The organism is Halovenus rubra, assembly GCF_026586665.1.
In the GTDB taxonomy this organism is placed as follows: Archaea; Halobacteriota; Halobacteria; order Halobacteriales; family Haloarculaceae; genus Halovenus; species Halovenus rubra.
The window spans coordinates 244,784-261,702 of the sequence record NZ_JAODIY010000013.1 but is presented as its reverse complement, the minus strand read 5'-3'; the positions used below and the strand labels follow the sequence as shown (position 1 = coordinate 261,702).

At 58.3% G+C, this 16,919-nt stretch carries 16 protein-coding genes; 12 read left to right on the top strand and 4 right to left on the bottom strand.

The features are described from left to right. The first annotated feature begins 100 nt into the window (after nucleotides 1-100). A complete protein-coding gene (locus tag N5098_RS13605; RefSeq protein WP_267638419.1) occupies nucleotides 101-2,350 on the top strand; it encodes a cupredoxin domain-containing protein in 2,250 nt (749 codons plus the stop codon). 42 nt (nucleotides 2,351-2,392) lie between these two features. Here the strand turns inward: N5098_RS13605 and N5098_RS13600 are convergent, their stop codons facing one another. The 3 genes from N5098_RS13600 to N5098_RS13590 are packed head-to-tail and all read right to left on the bottom strand — an operon-like array spanning nucleotide 2,393 to nucleotide 5,259. After that, the gene (locus N5098_RS13600) at nucleotides 2,393-3,364 is read right to left on the bottom strand and encodes a patatin-like phospholipase family protein (RefSeq protein ID WP_267638418.1); all 972 of its coding nucleotides are present in this window, start codon (nucleotides 3,362-3,364) and stop codon (nucleotides 2,393-2,395) included. After that, nucleotides 3,361-4,227, bottom strand: a complete 867-nt coding sequence (locus N5098_RS13595; RefSeq protein WP_267638417.1) for an SDR family oxidoreductase — start codon at nucleotides 4,225-4,227, stop codon at nucleotides 3,361-3,363. The genes N5098_RS13600 and N5098_RS13595 overlap by 4 nt, the downstream gene beginning before the upstream one ends. A 60-nt stretch (nucleotides 4,228-4,287) precedes the next feature. Next, nucleotides 4,288-5,259: a sulfite exporter TauE/SafE family protein gene (locus N5098_RS13590; RefSeq protein WP_267638416.1), complete on the bottom strand. Its 972-nt coding sequence runs from the start codon at nucleotides 5,257-5,259 to the stop codon at nucleotides 4,288-4,290. A 196-nt stretch (nucleotides 5,260-5,455) separates the two neighbouring features. Between N5098_RS13590 and N5098_RS13585 the strand changes: the two genes are divergently transcribed. Both N5098_RS13585 and N5098_RS13580 read left to right on the top strand, forming a co-directional pair. Next, nucleotides 5,456-5,830 (top strand): hypothetical protein, encoded by a 375-nt coding sequence (locus N5098_RS13585; RefSeq protein WP_267638415.1) that lies wholly within the window; start codon nucleotides 5,456-5,458, stop codon nucleotides 5,828-5,830. Further along, a complete protein-coding gene (locus N5098_RS13580) occupies nucleotides 5,827-6,543 on the top strand; it encodes an NAD(P)H-hydrate epimerase (RefSeq protein ID WP_267638414.1) in 717 nt (238 codons plus the stop codon). The genes N5098_RS13585 and N5098_RS13580 overlap by 4 nt, the downstream gene beginning before the upstream one ends. A gap of 5 nt (nucleotides 6,544-6,548) precedes the next feature. Here the strand turns inward: N5098_RS13580 and N5098_RS13575 are convergent, their stop codons facing one another. After that, a complete protein-coding gene (locus N5098_RS13575) occupies nucleotides 6,549-7,040 on the bottom strand; it encodes a redoxin domain-containing protein (protein ID WP_267638413.1) in 492 nt (163 codons plus the stop codon). A gap of 152 nt (nucleotides 7,041-7,192) precedes the next feature. Here N5098_RS13575 and N5098_RS13570 point away from each other — a divergent pair, with 152 nt between their 5' ends. From N5098_RS13570 to N5098_RS13530, 9 genes are all read left to right on the top strand, one after another. Further along, nucleotides 7,193-7,624 (top strand): hypothetical protein, encoded by a 432-nt coding sequence (locus N5098_RS13570; RefSeq protein WP_267638412.1) that lies wholly within the window; start codon nucleotides 7,193-7,195, stop codon nucleotides 7,622-7,624. 8 nt (nucleotides 7,625-7,632) lie between these two features. Then, a complete protein-coding gene (locus tag N5098_RS13565; protein ID WP_267638411.1) occupies nucleotides 7,633-7,893 on the top strand; it encodes a hypothetical protein in 261 nt (86 codons plus the stop codon). A 55-nt stretch (nucleotides 7,894-7,948) separates the two neighbouring features. Then, the gene (locus N5098_RS13560; protein WP_267638410.1) at nucleotides 7,949-8,593 is read left to right on the top strand and encodes a helix-turn-helix domain-containing protein; all 645 of its coding nucleotides are present in this window, start codon (nucleotides 7,949-7,951) and stop codon (nucleotides 8,591-8,593) included. Nucleotides 8,594-8,677: 84 nt separating this feature from the next. After that, nucleotides 8,678-9,097 (top strand): winged helix-turn-helix transcriptional regulator, encoded by a 420-nt coding sequence (locus tag N5098_RS13555; protein ID WP_382231112.1) that lies wholly within the window; start codon nucleotides 8,678-8,680, stop codon nucleotides 9,095-9,097. Next, on the top strand, nucleotides 9,098-10,462 hold the full coding sequence (locus N5098_RS13550) for a dihydrolipoyl dehydrogenase family protein (protein WP_267638409.1): 1,365 nt from the start codon (nucleotides 9,098-9,100) through the stop codon (nucleotides 10,460-10,462). 278 nt (nucleotides 10,463-10,740) lie between these two features. Further along, nucleotides 10,741-11,496, top strand: coding sequence for a methyl-accepting chemotaxis protein (locus N5098_RS13545; protein WP_267638408.1), 756 nt, complete (start codon nucleotides 10,741-10,743; stop codon nucleotides 11,494-11,496). A gap of 48 nt (nucleotides 11,497-11,544) precedes the next feature. Beyond that, a complete protein-coding gene (locus tag N5098_RS13540) occupies nucleotides 11,545-12,984 on the top strand; it encodes a dihydrolipoyl dehydrogenase (RefSeq protein WP_267638407.1) in 1,440 nt (479 codons plus the stop codon). An 83-nt stretch (nucleotides 12,985-13,067) separates the two neighbouring features. Next, on the top strand, nucleotides 13,068-13,424 hold the full coding sequence (locus N5098_RS13535; RefSeq protein ID WP_267638406.1) for a hypothetical protein: 357 nt from the start codon (nucleotides 13,068-13,070) through the stop codon (nucleotides 13,422-13,424). A 377-nt stretch (nucleotides 13,425-13,801) separates the two neighbouring features. Next, nucleotides 13,802-16,912, top strand: a complete 3,111-nt coding sequence (locus tag N5098_RS13530; RefSeq protein WP_267638405.1) for a PAS domain-containing sensor histidine kinase — start codon at nucleotides 13,802-13,804, stop codon at nucleotides 16,910-16,912. The last annotated feature ends 7 nt before the right edge of the window (nucleotides 16,913-16,919 follow it).

Here is a 16,919-nt window from a genome sequence, read left to right as displayed (position 1 = left end):
AAGAACACTCGGAAATCATATATAATAGTTTGGGTGTCGTGTGTTCCGATTACATCTCAGAGGAACAGATATTTGAAATACACTCGTCGGTCCAGACGCCATGGATTACGAACGAAGAAAGGTACTTACACTGGGTAGCGCAGCAGCGCTAGCCGCACTCGCAGGATGTTCTGGCTCGGACTCCTCGGGAGAGAACGGTGACGAGAATGGGGCGGAAAATGACGACGGAAATGGGGGCGAAAACGGCGCGGAGAGCGGTGACGGAAATGGGGGCGAAAACGGGAGTGAAAATGGGGGCGAGAATGGGTCAGAAAACGGCGACGAGGATGAAGGGGGAGAGGCCGTCCCAGGCCGTGACCAACTCGGTGGTCCGGACAGTCTCCAGAGCTCGGCCGAAGTCGACGCTATCACACTGGAGGCCGACCAGGGTGCGGGTCAGTACGTCAACACGCCAGCGGTGGTCTGGCTCGAACCCGGTGGAGAGATCACCTGGTCGATCACGAACGGCGCACACTCGGTGACGGCGTACCACCCAGAAAACGAGAAACAGCAGCGGATTCCAGAAAGCGCCGAGCCATTCGACTCCGGGACTCTCTCTGGGGGTGAGACGTTCAGCCACACCTTCGAGACAGAAGGGGTGTACAACTACTACTGCCGCCCACACGAAGGGCTGGGAATGGTCGGCCTGGTCATCGTCGGCGAGCCGGGCGGCGGACCCGGAACCACCGCGCCGGACGGTGTCGAAGCGAGCACGGCAGCTACCAATCTCGGCGAGTTGCTCTCCATAGCTGGCGTCGATACGTCCGAGAGCAGCGGTGAGACCCAGCAGTACAGCTGGAGCGACGCCACCTGGGATTCGTACTGGTACTCGCTGTACAACATGAGCACGAACATCGCAATGTCGGGCAACGGGGTGCCGTTCCCACTCAACGACCAGATGGAGCAGTTGCAACAAAACCGGATGCCGGCGATGCTTGAAGCCGCCGACACCGACAGACCACCGATCAACAATCCGAACCTCTCGTTCGCTGCGTTCACGAGCGGCGACCCACACTTCACACAGCAGCCAGTCTTCGAGGACGACACCGGGCGGCCAAACGGCGAGACACTCGCCTGGGACAAATCCAAATCCTCGGGTGTCGTGAGCCCATCGTCGCTGGCTTGGACTCACCTCAAGGGTATCACTTGGGCAAAAAATTTCCAGGCACACTTCGATGTTCTGCCCCCAGGACTTGCCGCGAAGTTCCGGGCACAACTGTTGACCACGCTCGCGCAGGTCGGCATCAACGCCAGCATACTCGTCGGCGGGTCGCGGGGTAACGGTGCGCTCACGCATGGCGATTCCTTCGAGTTCCTCTCGGAGTACCGCCCCGCAGCGGGGGAAATCGAAGACAAAACCAGACGGCCCCACCACCACGCTGCGATGGTGTGGTTCCTCTCGGATATAACCAGTCTGGCACAGAACGGCTGGTTTGGCTATGTCAACCCTCGACCGCTCATCCCTGTCGAAGCCGGCGGGGATGGAGTCTTCGACCCGCCGGTGGGCATCCAGGGTATCACCGACGGTGTCGCAACGACGACGATGGATCTGTTCGATCCCGCGGAGGTCATCGAGATGGAATCGACGCGCTCTGTGGGACTACTGCTCGCAGCCATCGGCTACTACGGGCCACAGGCTGGTGGGGAACAACAGCGACAGGCCGCCGCCGACTACGCGAACCAGCTCGCAGCTGCCATCGAGCAGAGTCTGACCAGTTCCGGACGAGTCGAAAACGGCGCAGCAAACCAGGCTGCGACCCAAGGGATCGTCGGTCAGGGGCTGTTGTGGGCCTCAGAAATGGACGGCGTCGACCACACCGGTACCGCCGAGACAGTGCTTGGCTATCTGCTCGACGATCTCTGGGACGGCGACGCGGGAACGTTCAGATCCGGGGTCGACGACGACGTATACACCATTTCCGCACGAGACGCCGGCGACATCACTGGAGGCATCAACGCCGCAGAGAACGTCCTCGGTATGGACGTCAAAGAAAAATACGCCCAGTACTTCAACCAGACGATGAACCGCGGCCGTCTCCAGCGGGCCGAGCGGCCGCCGTCACGTGACGAGGCTGCCGAGCACACACTGCCACTGCCGCCAATGGCCGGTGGCGAGCACGGCCAGGCAGCGGTGTACAACGCAGAGGTTGAGTACGATACTGGAGCCGGCGAGTGGACTGTCACCGACGACACGTTCGACACGGAGGCGGCACTCTATCTCGCGAACCAGGAAATCTGGATCAGCCAGTGGAGCGGCGACTTCTACCAGGGCCGGGGCCTGCCAGGTCAGTCCGACACGCCGCCACAGTAACCTAGCTGTCGGGCTGTTTTGCCATGATTTGCCCGCCACCGATCACTCTCCGACTCTTGTAAGGAATGTTTCGCCGCGGTCCCGACCGAGGTCCATCAGTTCCTCGATGAACTCGGGGTCGCGGTCGAGTTTCGTTGAGCAGTGGAAGCGTTTGCCCATCTCGATACGGTGGATGTCGGTCTGTGTAAACTTATCCGCGGGCAATGTCCCATCGGCAACCCAGTCGTTGATTTGTTCGATGAATCCTAGTTCCTGATTCAGCGAAATGTTCCCCGAGAGTTCGTTGCGCCGGTCAGCGATTTCGTCGACGCTCGTCGGTTCGCCGTCTAGTTCCTGAGGGTTGATCTGAATGATCCAGAGTTCGTCGGGCTTGCGGTCGGTCGGTTGGTGCATCAAGTCGCCCACCGGTGGATTCTGTGAGAACAGGCCGTCCCAGTGGAGATGGCCGTTGATTTCGACGGCCTCGAAGATATTGGGAACGGCCGCGGACGCGAGGACGGCGTCGACAGTCACGTCCTCGTTGGTGAACGTCTCGAAGACGCCAGCGTTGATGTTGACGGTGCCGACGACCAGTTCTGGGGCCGACGCGCGGCAATACTCAGGGACCTCATCGAAGTTGATGTGTAACTCCAGCACGCTTCGGATGCGTTCCTTCCCAATCTCTTTGCCGGGCATCTGATAGGGGCTAAACTGTGGTAACGGCATTCCACTTGACTCCAGTCGGTTGATTGATTGTAGCCAGGAATTCAGCATCCGGTCACTGGTGTCGGAGGCCGAAAGATCCATCCACACGTCGTTCAGGAGATCGGCGGCGACTTCCGGACCGTCCGTAACCAGTCCGTACCACGCGGCGAGCGCGTTGAACGCGCCACCGGAGGCACCGCTGATACCCACCAGTTCGTACTCGTCCTCCCAGTCACACTCCAGTAACATTGTCTCCAAGACGCCCGCAGTGAAGGCGGTGTGACTCCCGCCCCCCTGACAGGCGATGGCGACGTTGGTTTGCTCACTCATTCGTAGGTGGTGGTGTAGCCGCCGTCCCAGAGCAAGTCAGCGCCGTTGAGGTGACTGCCATGTCCGGAAAACCCAAAGACGAACAGATTGGCAACCTCTGCGGGCGTCATCATCTCTTTCGTGCGGGCCTGCCCAAGCATTACGTCCTCGACGACTTCCTGCTCGGAGATACCGCGTTCTTCGGCGGTCTCCTGAATCTGGCCGACCATCAGCGGCGTCAGCACGTAGCCCACAGAGACCGAAAAGCCACGCAGGGTTCCCTCTCCCTCAGCGGCGATTGCACGAGTGAGGCCGGTGATACCGTGTTTTGCGGTGATGTAGGCGGGCTTGGCCTGTGTCGCGTAGTGGCCGTGTACCGAAGACATGTTGGCGATTGCACCGACGCCGTCGTCCGTGGCTTCAATGTGTGGGATGGCCTTCTGTGCGGTGTAGAAGGGCGCACGGAGCATGATGTCAGTCAGGAGGTCGTATTTGTCCATCGGAAACTCGGCGACGGGATCGATGTGTTGCATCCCGGCAATGTTGGCGACGAAACGCAGGTCTCCTTCGTCAGCCGCGGCTTCCACGACAGCATCCACATCCTCGTCGTCGGTGAGGTCTGTCTCGACGCCGTGAACAGTCCCTGGAGCGTCGAAGTCCTCAGCGATAGCTGTCGTCTCGGCGAGACCGTCCTCGTCGATGTCGGCCCCGACCACAGTGAGGCCGTTCGCGGCGAGGGCGACGGCAGTCGCGCGGCCGATACCCGAGGCAGCCCCTGTTACGAGTGCGACGGTATCGGTGTGGAAGTAGGGATCCTCCAGTACGAGGAGGTCGTCACGAGTCAGTTCTGGCGCTGTAAGGTCGAAATCGTCAGTCACACCCATTGAGAGATACCATCAGATAAAAGGCGTATCTCACGTCGAAGTAAGCTGGTAACCTCACGCTCAGGCCAGCAACTCGACGCCGAGAACGAGTGCGCCGACGAGCGCGAAGACGATGCCTAGACCGACTTCCATCAGGTCGCTTGGGACGTACTTGCCGACACGGGTACCGATGGTGCCGCCGACGAGGACACCAGGTATCGACCACGCGACGACGTACCAGACCGGCGAGGCGGTCAGCGCGTGGACGAGCGCGCCCGCACCGGCGGCGATAGCGAGCGTGAAGACGCTGGTAGCGACGGCCACTCGCGGTGGCAGGCGACACCGAACGATGAGTTGTGTGGTGACGATCTCGGGCAGGCCAGCACTGATGAGGCCGGTAATGAAGCCGCCTACAGTCGAGAGGCCAATGCCTGGTGGCCGCCAGCAGGTTTCGTAGGTAAAGGTCTCGCCGTCGGCGGCTTCGATGGTTGTCGTGCCGCGTCCCTCGTTTTTCCCTTTGAGGTACTCACCTTCGGATTCGCCGGGTTCACACTCCTCAGCCGGGTCGTAGTAGACGAGGAAGGTTCCGAGGAGTATCAGGCCAGCACCAAAGAGGAGTTTCAGGAGTGTTGGGTCGACGTAGTGGGCGGCGAACGCACCGACGACGACGGCTGGGACTGCACCAGCTAACAGCCACTTCGCCGTTCGATAGTCGACGACACCCTGCTTGACGTAGGACCGAAGCCCGTTGCCCATCCCGAACACCTCGGTCAAGAGACCAGCACCGATGGCCTGGGCGGGCGCAAGGCCAACACCGAGCATGAAGAATGGACTGAAAAAGAGTGCACCGGAGACTCCCGACGCCAGTGCAATGGTCGAAAAGAGAATAGCGGCCGGGAAGACCCACCAGTGGGCGATGAAGCGGTCCATCGTGAAGGCAGTCGGCGGGGCATCACTGCCCGCCTCAGCAGCGACCACGGGGTCGGTGGCCAGCGCCAGTAACAGGCTCCCGACGACGAGCGTTCCACCAGCAATTGTGGTCGTTGGTCTCATCCGAACAGTTCGTGGATAGTTTCGTCAGTGAACAGGTAGTGGTACTCCACCGGTATCTCGTCGATGTCGAGCAAGTCGGGTCGGGCCATATGGGTACGGATGGGCGAGCACTCAATAAAAGCCCATCTCACACCTACGTAACCAAGTGAGTGTCACGTCAGTCACCTACTTATTCACACATCCAGTCGACTGTACTATGAGCGAATCGTACAGCGGCGATGGCTGGACCGTCGAACTAGACGACGGTGTCATGGTCTGGGAGTTTCTCCCGGGGATGGAACTATCAGTCTTCTCTGGCGAAGCGTACGACACGTTCGAAAAACTGCTTATAGATCACGACATCGACGGCATGGTAACAGTCGTGAAACTCGACGATAAATTCAACGCCGATGTCTTCGATGTATGGGAGAAATCGGCTCATCGGGCCGAACAAGCAGGTATCGAGCGGTGGGACGTCGTCGCCGACGGGATCAAGGCAATCTCGCTTCGCGGGAAAGTCGATACTGGTGGGCTGGAAACGATGACGACTGAAAATCGAACTGAGGCTGTCGAGTGGGCACGATCAGTGTGAACGAAACACTGTTCGAGACTGCTGGCGGCCAGCAAGTGACCGCCGTCACTGCCGAGGAGATGCGGGCAGTCGACCGAGTTGCTGTCGAGGACGTTGGACTGACACTTCGACAGATGATGGAGAACGCAGGCCGGAACCTGGCCGCTCACGCCCGCGAGATGCAGCAAGGAAACCAGGTTGTTGTCCTCGCTGGCGACGGCGGTAACGGTGGCGGTGGACTGTCCTGTGCCCGGCATCTTGCCAACCGAGACGTTCCAGTCTCAGTAGTGCTTGACCGCACCCCAGCCAAGTTATCGGGAGCCGCAGCACAACAATATGAGATACTGACGGCGATGGACGTACCCGTGGGCACCGGTCCCGATGCGGTCCCCACACAGCCAGGCCTGGTCGTCGACGCCCTCGTCGGCTACGGACTCAGTGGTGCGCTGGGCGGTTTCGCCGCCGAACTCGTGACCGAAACGGCCGAGGCTGACCTCATCATGTCGCTCGATGTGCCGACCGGCCGGAACGCGACCACAGGCGCAGAACCCGGCGTCGCCGTCACATCCGACCGCGTGCTGACGCTCGCACTCCCAAAGACGGGACTGGCAGACGGCGACTGGGACCTGTGGCTGGCCGACATCGCGATACCAGCGACGGTGTACGACCGACTCGACATCCCCTACGAAAACCCGTTCGGGGAGTACTGGGTGGAACTGACTCAACGTGACTGACCAAATCAGGCTGTTCCGACGAGACTGTCCAGCGCGTCTCTCACCTCGCTCCAATCAGGCTGTTCCTGTGGACTCTCGGTCTGCCAGGCGTACGCGATATTCCCGGCGGTGTCGACGACGTAGACAGACCGTTTTGCGATTCGCTTGTGTCCTTTGAACTCATCGTAGAGTGCGTCGTACGCCTCGGCCACCGTGCCGTCGCTATCCGAGAGGAGTCGAATATCGAGCTCTTCGGACTCGGCGAACGCCTGGTGGCTGAACGTGCGGTCCGTAGAGATACCGAAGACCGTCACATCGTCATTGAGATCGAACCAAGCAAGCTCGTGGAGATCACACATGTGTTCGGTACAGGCCGGGTGGAAGTCGAACAGGTAGAAATTCAGGACGACCGGACCAGTCTCAAGTGCTGCGGAGAGTGTGTACTCGGTTGGCTGGTCGCTGTCAGGGCTGGTTCCAGGCAGTGTGAAATTCGGCGCAGCGCTTCCTGTCGAGAGCATTGTTGAACATTTCTGAGAGATACGTATAATTTACCACGAACGCGAACGTTACCGGGTTACGCTTGTCTCACCCACTGCCGGGTTTCGATGGCGTAAGCTGGTAACGCTCACCTCAATATCCAGTTATGTGCGAGACTGACCAAGGTGTTGCTATGGTAGAAATAACAGTACTCGGCGGTGTTGCGGGCGGATTGCTCGCAACACTCGTGATGACGATGCTGATGATGGCACTCGGAGACGACTCGCCGCCACCGACGGCAGCGTTCTGGTCGAAGTACGTCGGAGATGGTGCGCCGACTGATTACATGATGCAGGGGATGGTCCTTCACTTCCTGTACGGACTGGGTGCCGGCGTTGCACTGGCAGTGGTGCTTCCGTTGGTTGGATTCGAGACGGTGACGCTCGTGACTGCAGTCGGCGTTGGTCTTGCGTATGGGTTCGTCCTGTTCGCCTTCGCGGCCGTATTCTGGATGAAAATCGTGTTGGCGATGGATCCTGAACCGCCACAGGTAGCACAGTTCCTGTTGTTTCACCTAGTTTATGGTGCTGTCCTGGGTGGTGTGATCGGTGCTGGTATCGTGTAGATCCAACGATGGGACACAGACAAAAACTCCTCGAGTACGTGGTCGCACAGTACGACCGAGAGGAGCGACTAGTGACGCCGGCCGAGGCAGCCCGTAGTCTTGGTCTCGATGAGTCTCTTGTGGCCGAGTGTCTCACAGCATTCACCGATTGCCACCTCGTCGTCCCTGAGAACGACGGATACCGTCCGACAGTGACCGCCAGAGAACTGCTCGCGCTGGACTGTGACGGCGCAATCGTCGACCCCTGTCCCGAGGCAGACAAACTTTGATTACACGTGGGGATGAAATCACCGGTAGACGGCAGATTCGTGCCATACACTGTTCATGACTGAGGATAACAACACTCCCGGCGCACACGACCACGGTGGGGAGCAGTTCGTCAACCATCAGAGTCAGTCGAATCCGAATCTGACAGAACGACCGTACAGCATCTACCGGTGTACGGACTGTCAGAATATCGTCCTCTCGATGCAGGACTGTGGGGACGGCATGACCTGCCACGGCGAGCCGATGGAACGGGTCTCAGAGTATGCGATGGACGTGAATCCTCCAGACTTGCGACAGGTGTTACTCGATGCCTTCGGCCTGCCCAAATCGGGCCTCGACATCTGTCTCTGTGTCATCGGTGAGGGCCCCCTCTCTGCTAACGAAATCGCCGAGCGACTCGACTACGAAGAAAGTACCGTCCGAAGGTACCTGAAGAAACTCGATGAGATCGGCCTCCTGACCCGCTCACAGCTCAACCGCGAGGACGGCGGCTTCGTCAACGTGTATCAGCCAGTTGATCTGGACCAGATGCGCCGTGAAACACTCATCGGATTCTACGTCTGGGCGGGTGAAGCCGCCTCACTCATCGAACAGGCAAACCTCACAAAGGAGGATTACCTCAAAGAAGGCGGCGACGGCCGACTCGACGAAGTATTCTGGGAAGAGTTTGCTGACCACCGAGCGGAGCCCGATACCAAATAGACTACTATTTAGATTTTGTGGTGACCTGTACGGTTACTACCCGTTAGAGTCGGATTAAGAGAGGTGTCTGTTCTCTGTTGTAGTATGAGTTCGGAATTACCCTCACGAACCGCACAAAGCGTGGACCTCCCGCGTTTCGTAGACGCACAGCAGTCGCTTCGTGCGATGCAAGACATCGTCGGCCGGAAGTGGCATCCAATTCTGGTCTATCGCCTCCTCGATGATGGTCCGCTCGGATTCAGCGCACTCAAAGAACGCGTCGACGGCATCTCGTCGAAGATGCTCTCGGAAAGCCTGGACGAATTACAGGCCGAAGGGCTGGTCTCGCGGAAACTTCTCAACGACCAACCCGTACGCGTCGAGTACTCACTGACGGCACGAGGCCGCTCACTGGAGCCACTGGTGACAGAAATGGTCCAGTGGGGAAGCGAACATGCTGTTGAAGAAGCAACCGGCGATGTGGACGGCTCAGCCGATGTCGCCCAGCAGGGGAGGGAGTGGTAGATGTCCCATCACGACGTACTCGTCGTCGGTGGTGGCACGGGGAACAACGTCGCCGCCGCTGCGGCTGACGCTGGTCTCGACACCGCGCTCGTCGAGAAAGGCCCGCTCGGGGGAACCTGCCTCAATCGTGGCTGTAACCCCTCGAAGATGTTAATTCAGGCTGCAACCGCTGCAAACCACGTCCGTGAAGCTGAGAAATTCCACCTTGACGCCAGCCTCGACGGAATCGAGTACGCAGATATTATCGACGACATGGACGAGACACTCTCAGCGCTGGCCGACGGCATGAACGATAGCTATCAGGAGAAAGAGAACCTCACAATGTACCGCGATACGGCTGTGTTCGTCGACGAACGGACCATCGAAGTCGACGGCGAGCGGGTCAGCGGCGACAAGGTGGTGGTTGCTGCCGGGTCGCGTCCACTTGTGCCACCTATCGACGGACTGGACGATGTGGACTTTCTCACAAGCGCGGAGGCGTTGTATCTGCGTGACCAACCAGAGAGTTTGGTCATCATGGGTGGAGGCTACATCGCGGTCGAACTGGGCTACTTTTTCGAGTCGCTCGGAACCGACGTGACCATCGTCGAGATGATGGACACACTCGTGCCCCGCGAGGACGAGGCTATTTCGGAGACGTTCACCGAGGTTGCCAGCAAGCGCCATGACGTGTACACGGGCCACCGTGCAACGGCCGTGGATTCCGACGGCGATGGTGTGGCTGTTCGCACCGAAACCGAAGCTGGCGAGATGACGACTCTCACCGGCGACGAACTACTAGTGGCGCTGGGTCGCAGACCGAACACCGACACGCTCGACGTGGCCGCGGCTGGTATCGAAACCGACGATAACGGTTTCATCGTCACCGATGACCGACTCGAGACCTCGGCGGAGAACGTCTGGGCGCAGGGTGACATCGCCGACAACGCGATGTTCAAACACAGCGGCGATTACGAGACACAGGTCACCATCGAGAACGTAGTCAACGGTGGGAACCGAACAGCCGATTTCGACGCGATGCCCCACGCCATCTTCACAGAGCCTCAGATGGCAGGCGTCGGAAAGACCGAACAACAACTCCGCGAGGACGGCACCGAGTACGTGGTCGGTCGACAGTCACTTCCGGACACGCCGATGGGGCGGGCGAAGAAACTCGACGAAGGGTTCGTGAAGGTGCTCGCCGCGCCCGACGGAGAGATTCTTGGCTGTCACATGCTCGGCTACGAGGCGTCAACGATGATCCACGAGGTCGTCGTTGCGATGCGCAGCGCTGGCGGGACGGTCGGGGATGTGACCAACATCATCCACGCGCATCCGACGCTGAACAAAGCCGTTCAGTACGCCTTCGAGGATATCGAGGACTAAGAAATGCACCGACACCGGAATTATCGATGGCAAGCAACGAGCACGTTTTCGATCGCTACTCGAATTTCTCCTCGTAGAGGTCGGGATGGTTCTCTTCGGCGTGATCTTTCAATTCATCGAGCGTGTCGAACGTTGCACCACATTTGCAGGCGTGTTCGTCGTCGGACATTACTGTTAGAGAGCGGGACTCGGGAACAAAAAGGGCGACTGAGTTCAAGGTTACCCGGAGTCACAATCGATGCGAAACCGAGCAATAAGACAGTCAGAGGTGAGACGATATGAGTACCGAACCAATTGAGGACGAGGGAGAACAGACAGACGAAAGCACACAGCGACTGGCACAGCTGGCCACCGAGCACTCGAAGCTATTGTCGGTCATTGGTTCGGAACTCAGCGAGTCATCCGACGCCATCGACTCGCTGTCCCGTAACGCCGCGACTGCGAACAAATCGAGTTCCGAGACGGCCCAACTGGCTGAAACCGCCCAATCATCAGCTCACGAGGCCCATCAGGACGTTCGTGAGGCACGGGAGGCCGCCAGCATCGCGTGTGAGGAACTCGAAGCACTTCGGGAAACGATGCGCGAGATAGACGAGATAACCGCGCTCATCGACGAGATAGCCGAGCAGACGAATATGCTTGCACTCAACGCCTCTATCGAAGCCGCCCGTGTCGGCAAGGAGGGAGAGAGCTTCGCCGTCGTCGCAGACGAGGTGAAATCTCTCGCCGAACAGGCCCAGGACCACGCCTCGGACATTGATACCATTGTTTCGGACGTGCGGGAGGAAACAGCCGATACCATCGAACACATCGAGTCTGTCGATGACAAAACTGCGAGTGCGACTGACTCGATTACCGAGACTGTCGATGATCTAGACGAAATCGCAGACAGCGCCGTCAAAACCTCCGAAAGCATCGATGCAATGGCAGAGACGACACAGAGCTACGCCGACGACATCGACGGACTTGCGAGCAAGGTCATCGACGCGATTAGCCAGGCGAACGAACTGGACGAACTGGTCAACGGGGACTAACCCACACGTTACTGAGATTTCTTTATGCTGGCTCGGCAGTGGTACAACATGGAAACATTCGACTTTCTGGTCGTCGGGTCCGGGTCCGGGCTCGACGTTGCCAACGTCGCAGCGAATCAGGGACAATCCGTCGCAATCATCGAAAAAGGACCCCTTGGCGGCACCTGTCTGAACCGGGGCTGTATCCCGTCGAAACTCCTGTTGTACCACGCTGACATCCTCGAAACGGTTGAGCGTGCCAGCGAGTTCAACATTGACGTGACCGTCGACGGCGTCGGTTTCGCCGACATCGTCAGCGAGGTCAACGAGGAAGTCTCGGCAGACGCCGACTCGATTCGGCGGGGACTCGAATCCTCATCGGACCACGCGCTCTTCGATGGCGAGGCCAGGTTCGTCGACGACAAGACGCTCGAAATCTCCAGCGGCGAGGGCGACGGAACGCGACTGCGCGCCGAAACAATTCTCCTTGCGGCGGGGTCGCGCCCTACAATCCCACCCATCGACGGTATCGAATCGGTCGATTACCTGACCAGCACCGACGCACTCCAGTTGGAGACGCCACCTGACCACCTGATTGTCGTCGGTGGCGGCTACATCGCCGCCGAAATGGGCCATTTCTTCGGGACCTTCGGGAGCGACGTGACGATTGTCGGACGACGGCCAAACTTGCTACCGACGACCGATGATGAGGTTGCTGAGTCTTTCACAGAGACATACGCTGACCGCTTTACTGTCCACACTGGCCATTCGGTCACGGCAGTCTCTGAAGACGAAGGGACAGTCTCCGTCGAAGCGTACCCCTACGAGTACGGTGAGGATGCTGGTATCGTCGAAGACGAGGACCCAATCACGGTGACTGGCGACGAACTGCTCGTTGCCGCCGGACGCCGCTCGAACGCCGACACGCTGAACCTCGACGCGACCAACGTCGAGACCGGCCCCGCGGGCTTCGTCGAAACAGACGAGTACCTCCGAACGGACGCCGACGGCATCTGGGCGCTCGGTGACATCGTCGGTGAGTACCTGTTGAAGCACAACGCCAACCACGAAGCGCGTACGGCCGCGATGAACATTTTCAGCGATAGCCTGAACGCAGTCGACTACACGGCGATGCCGTACGCGGTGTTCGCCTCGCCGGAGGTTGCGGGTGTCGGAGCGACAGAGGCAGAACTTCAGGAGGCTGGCCGCGAGTACGCGACGAACACGTACGACTACGCCGACACCGCCCGCGGTGACGCGATGAAGACTGACGGCTTCGTGAAAGCACTCATGGACCTCGAAGGCGAGATTCTGGGCTGTCACATCGTCGGTCCTGACGCGTCGACGCTGATTCAGGAAGTCGTCGTCGCGATGAAGTCGGGTTCGGGAACCGTCAGTGACATTCGCGAGGCGGTCCACATCCACCCGGCACTGCCGGAAGTCGTCGACAGAACGTTTGGCGGGAAGTTTACGCGTGGTGGGTCGGACCACCACCATCACCAGCACTGATTTGTTGGAGTAACACTGGTTTTACTCCCTTACGCCAGAGTTCGCTCGGAGTTTTTTCCATCGAGGTACTTCGTATAGGTGCAATGGCAAAAGCAGCAGTCGTCATCCTCGCAGGAACGGAATCGCACGCAGACAGTGGCCGCCTGGTCAACGGCCTCGAAACAGCACGGGAGTTCGCCAAAACAGCGGGCGACGAAGTCGAACTCATCTTCGATGGCGCTGGGACGCAGTGGATTCCAGAACTCGAAGACGAATTCCACGATTACCACGACCTCTATCAATCTGTCCGAGACGAGGCATCTGCCTGTGACTTCTGTGCGGGAGCCTTCGGCGTCGACGAGGCTATCGACGACGCTGGGGTCGTGACACTTGACGACCACGACGGACATCCAAGTATTCGGTCTCCCGTGGACGACGACTACGAGATTATCACGTTCTGATCAGTGATTTCAGCCTCGGTATAGACGACATATTTTCGGGTTCGAATCGCGCACTCTGGCGCCCGAATTCGGCCGCCTCACGGCCAAAAGGTCGATTCGTTCGACGCTCGAACGCAAGCCTGCAGCGCCCATGCTACATTTTACGCTCCAAACACTCACTTAGAGGGCCTCTAATCCTATTTTATGGCGTCGCTCCTGCAATGTTGGTGCTTTCGTTCGGAAACCGAGCGATTTTGACGCGCGGTGGTTCCGTCCCGTGGTTCACTACATTCAGGAGACGTTCCACACCAGTAATCAATCGGCCATTGCAAAGAATGTGGATCTGACACCTAGTCCCAGGATTGGTTTTATTACCGGTAGAGCACGTAACATTTCGAATGACTGCAGAAGGACATAGTGGACAAACACCAGACGCGAGCCAATACAAACCAATAGTAGATAGTATTTCTGAAGTGGCATATCTTCTCGATAGCGATCAGGATCTGTGTTATACCAACCAGTCGTCGCTTCAGCACCCTGCTGTCTCACTGGAGACGGTCCGTGGCGGGCACATAATGGATTTGGTAGAGCAAATCGCCACCGATGACGAGGGTCCTACAAAATTTGAGCAGGCATTGGAGACAGTCTACAACGAGACCGCAAAAACAGAATTCCCGGTGAAAGTTGAACTCGATGTTTCGCTTCAGACTGGGACGGCCACCAGAGAATATCGCTTTTCGCCCTGTGAGACAGGAACCGCCACAGGTGCAGTTATCGTTGCGGGAGAGAAAACCGAGCGGAGTGAGCCGGAACCAGAATGGGACGAGCAGTTCTTCGACGAGGCACCCGATCCGATGTTCGTCCAGGATGAGTTTGGGAAGTTCACAGATGTAAACGAAAAGGCAGCAGAGAAGCTGGGCTACTCCCGTGCGGAACTTCTGGAGATGGAGGCCGCAGAGATCGACGCAAATGTCGACCAAGACGACGCACAGGAACTCCTCTCGAAGGTCAAATCCAACGGACAGACGATTGAGATTGAGGGTCGCCATCAGTGTTCGGACGGCAGCACGTATCCAGTTGATGTCCGCGTCACGCCACTGGAAACAGATGAAAAAGACAGATTTCTCAGTCACGCCCGAGACATCACCGAGCGCAAAGAGCGCGAGCAGCGTCTAAAGAAACTGCAGGAGCGACTCGACCTTGCCGTCGATGGTGCCGGAATTGGAGTCTGGGACTGGGATATTGAGACAGATGAGGTGATTTTCAACGAAGCGTGGGCATCGATGCTTGGATATCGCAGAGACGAGTTAGAGTTTGATTTCCAGATATGGGAACAGCTCGTCCACCCCACAGATCTGGAGACAGCGACTGCGGCACTGGAGGCTCATATGAGAGGCGAGTCGGAGTTTTACGAGAGTGAGATTCGGATGCAGACGAAATCAGGGAACTGGAAGTGGGTCTGGACTACCGGCCAGGTCGTCGAACGGGACGACGACGGAGAGCCTACGAGGGCTGCCGGCATCCATATCGATATCGATGACCGGAAGCAGGCAGAACTCGACGTGAAGCGTAGTGAGCGGCAGTTCGGTGCCGTATTTAACGATCCGCAGATGTTGGTCGGCGTTCTCGACACTGAGGGGGTCGTCCAGCGAGTAAACAAAACGGCAGTCGACTCCGTGCCAGCAACTCGTGAACAAATCGAGGGAATACTCTTCTCGGAGACGCCATGGTGGAACCACGATACTGCCCTCCAGAACGACGTTGAACAGTGGATTGACCGGGCGGTTGCTGGTGAGTACGTTGAGTTCGAGTCGGAACATTCCCTCGGTGACGGCGAACGAATTATTGTCAGTGGGTCGTTCCGGCCGGTGCGTGACGACGACGGCGAGGTCGTTTCTGTCGTCGCTTCGTCTCGGGATATCACCGAACGCAGGGAGCGTGAACGCGAACTACGTGAAGCCAAACACCGGCTAGACCTCGCTCTGGCGGGAACCGAGACTGGTGTTTGGGAGTGGAATATAGAGACTGACGAGTTAACCTGGACCGAATCGATGAAGCAGTTGTTCGGTCTGGAACCGGGAACGTTCGAGGGAACGCTTGAGGCGTTCGCCAAACGCGTGCATCCGGAAGATCGGCCTGGCGTCGAGAGGGCGCTCGAGACGGCTGCCGAGAACGACGAGCTATACGAAACGGAGTACCGCATTCAGCGCGACGACGGCGAACAACGCTGGGGCTATGCAAGTGGTGAAGTCGTGGAAGGAGACGGTCCACAAAAGATGGTCGGAATCGTTACCGACATTACCGGCCAGAAGCGGAGAGAACGGCAATTGGAGATGATCAACGAGGCGCTCGAAAAACTCTCCTATGCGAAAACGACCGAGGAAGTAGCGGAGTCTGTCGTTGATATCGCTAATGAGTCACTTGGCGTACCGCTGGTCGCGGTTTCGAGGTACGATGACGACAGTGACAAGCTAGTTCCGTGGGCAGCGACAGGACAGGTACTGGAACAGACAGGTGGTGATGCGCTCGACAGCCTCCCGGCGATCCCGTCCGGAACAGAGGAGATGGCTGTGTTCCGGAGCGGCGAGTCGAAACTGGTCGAGAATTACCAGTTACTTGATGAAGCCGGTGCACCAGGGGAACCACTACGGGGGTGCGTGATGGTTCCGATTGGCAAGTTTGGGATGCTGATCGTAGCTAGCATGCAACCCGATAGCTTCGATTCCACAGATGAGGACCTCATCTCGATTATCGCCAGCAACGCCGAGGCTGCTTTCGAGCGGGCAACGCGCGAGCAAGCGCTCGAAACCTACAAGGACAAACTCGAAGAGTCGAACAAGAACCTCCAAGAGTTCGCCTACATCGCCTCTCACGACCTGCAGGAACCGCTCCGAAGCGTGACTAGCTATCTGGCCCTTCTCGAATCAGAGTATCACGACGAGATAGATCAAGAGGGGCAGTTCTACATCGAACGCGCCGAAGACAACGCGTCACGGATGTCATCGATGATAAGTGCTCTCCTGCAGTACTCCCGAGTCGAATCCCAGGGCGGCGAGTTCGTCGAGGTGGACACAACAGAGGTGGTCGAAAAAACGCTGGACGGGCTTGGTGTCCTCATTGACGAATCCGGTACCGACATCGACTACGACTCGCTCCCGAGAGTCACTGCCGACAAAGATCAACTTGGACAAGTGTTTCAGAACTTGGTGAAAAACGCGATTAATCACGGTGGAAGTCCACCAGAAGTAGATATACACTGCAAGGATATCGGCGACGCCTGGCAATTCAGTGTCAGCGACAATGGACCCGGTGTTCCCGAAGCACAACAGGACCGCATCTTCGAGATATTCCAGCAAGCAACCGATAAGGGAGACGACAGCGGCGAATCCGGGATCGGGCTGGCAATCTGTGAGCGCATTGTCTCCCGCCACCACGGAGACATCTGGGTCGAATCGGACGCCAACGGGTCAAGATTTAACTTTACGCTTCCGAAACGATATACTAGGTGAAGCAGGG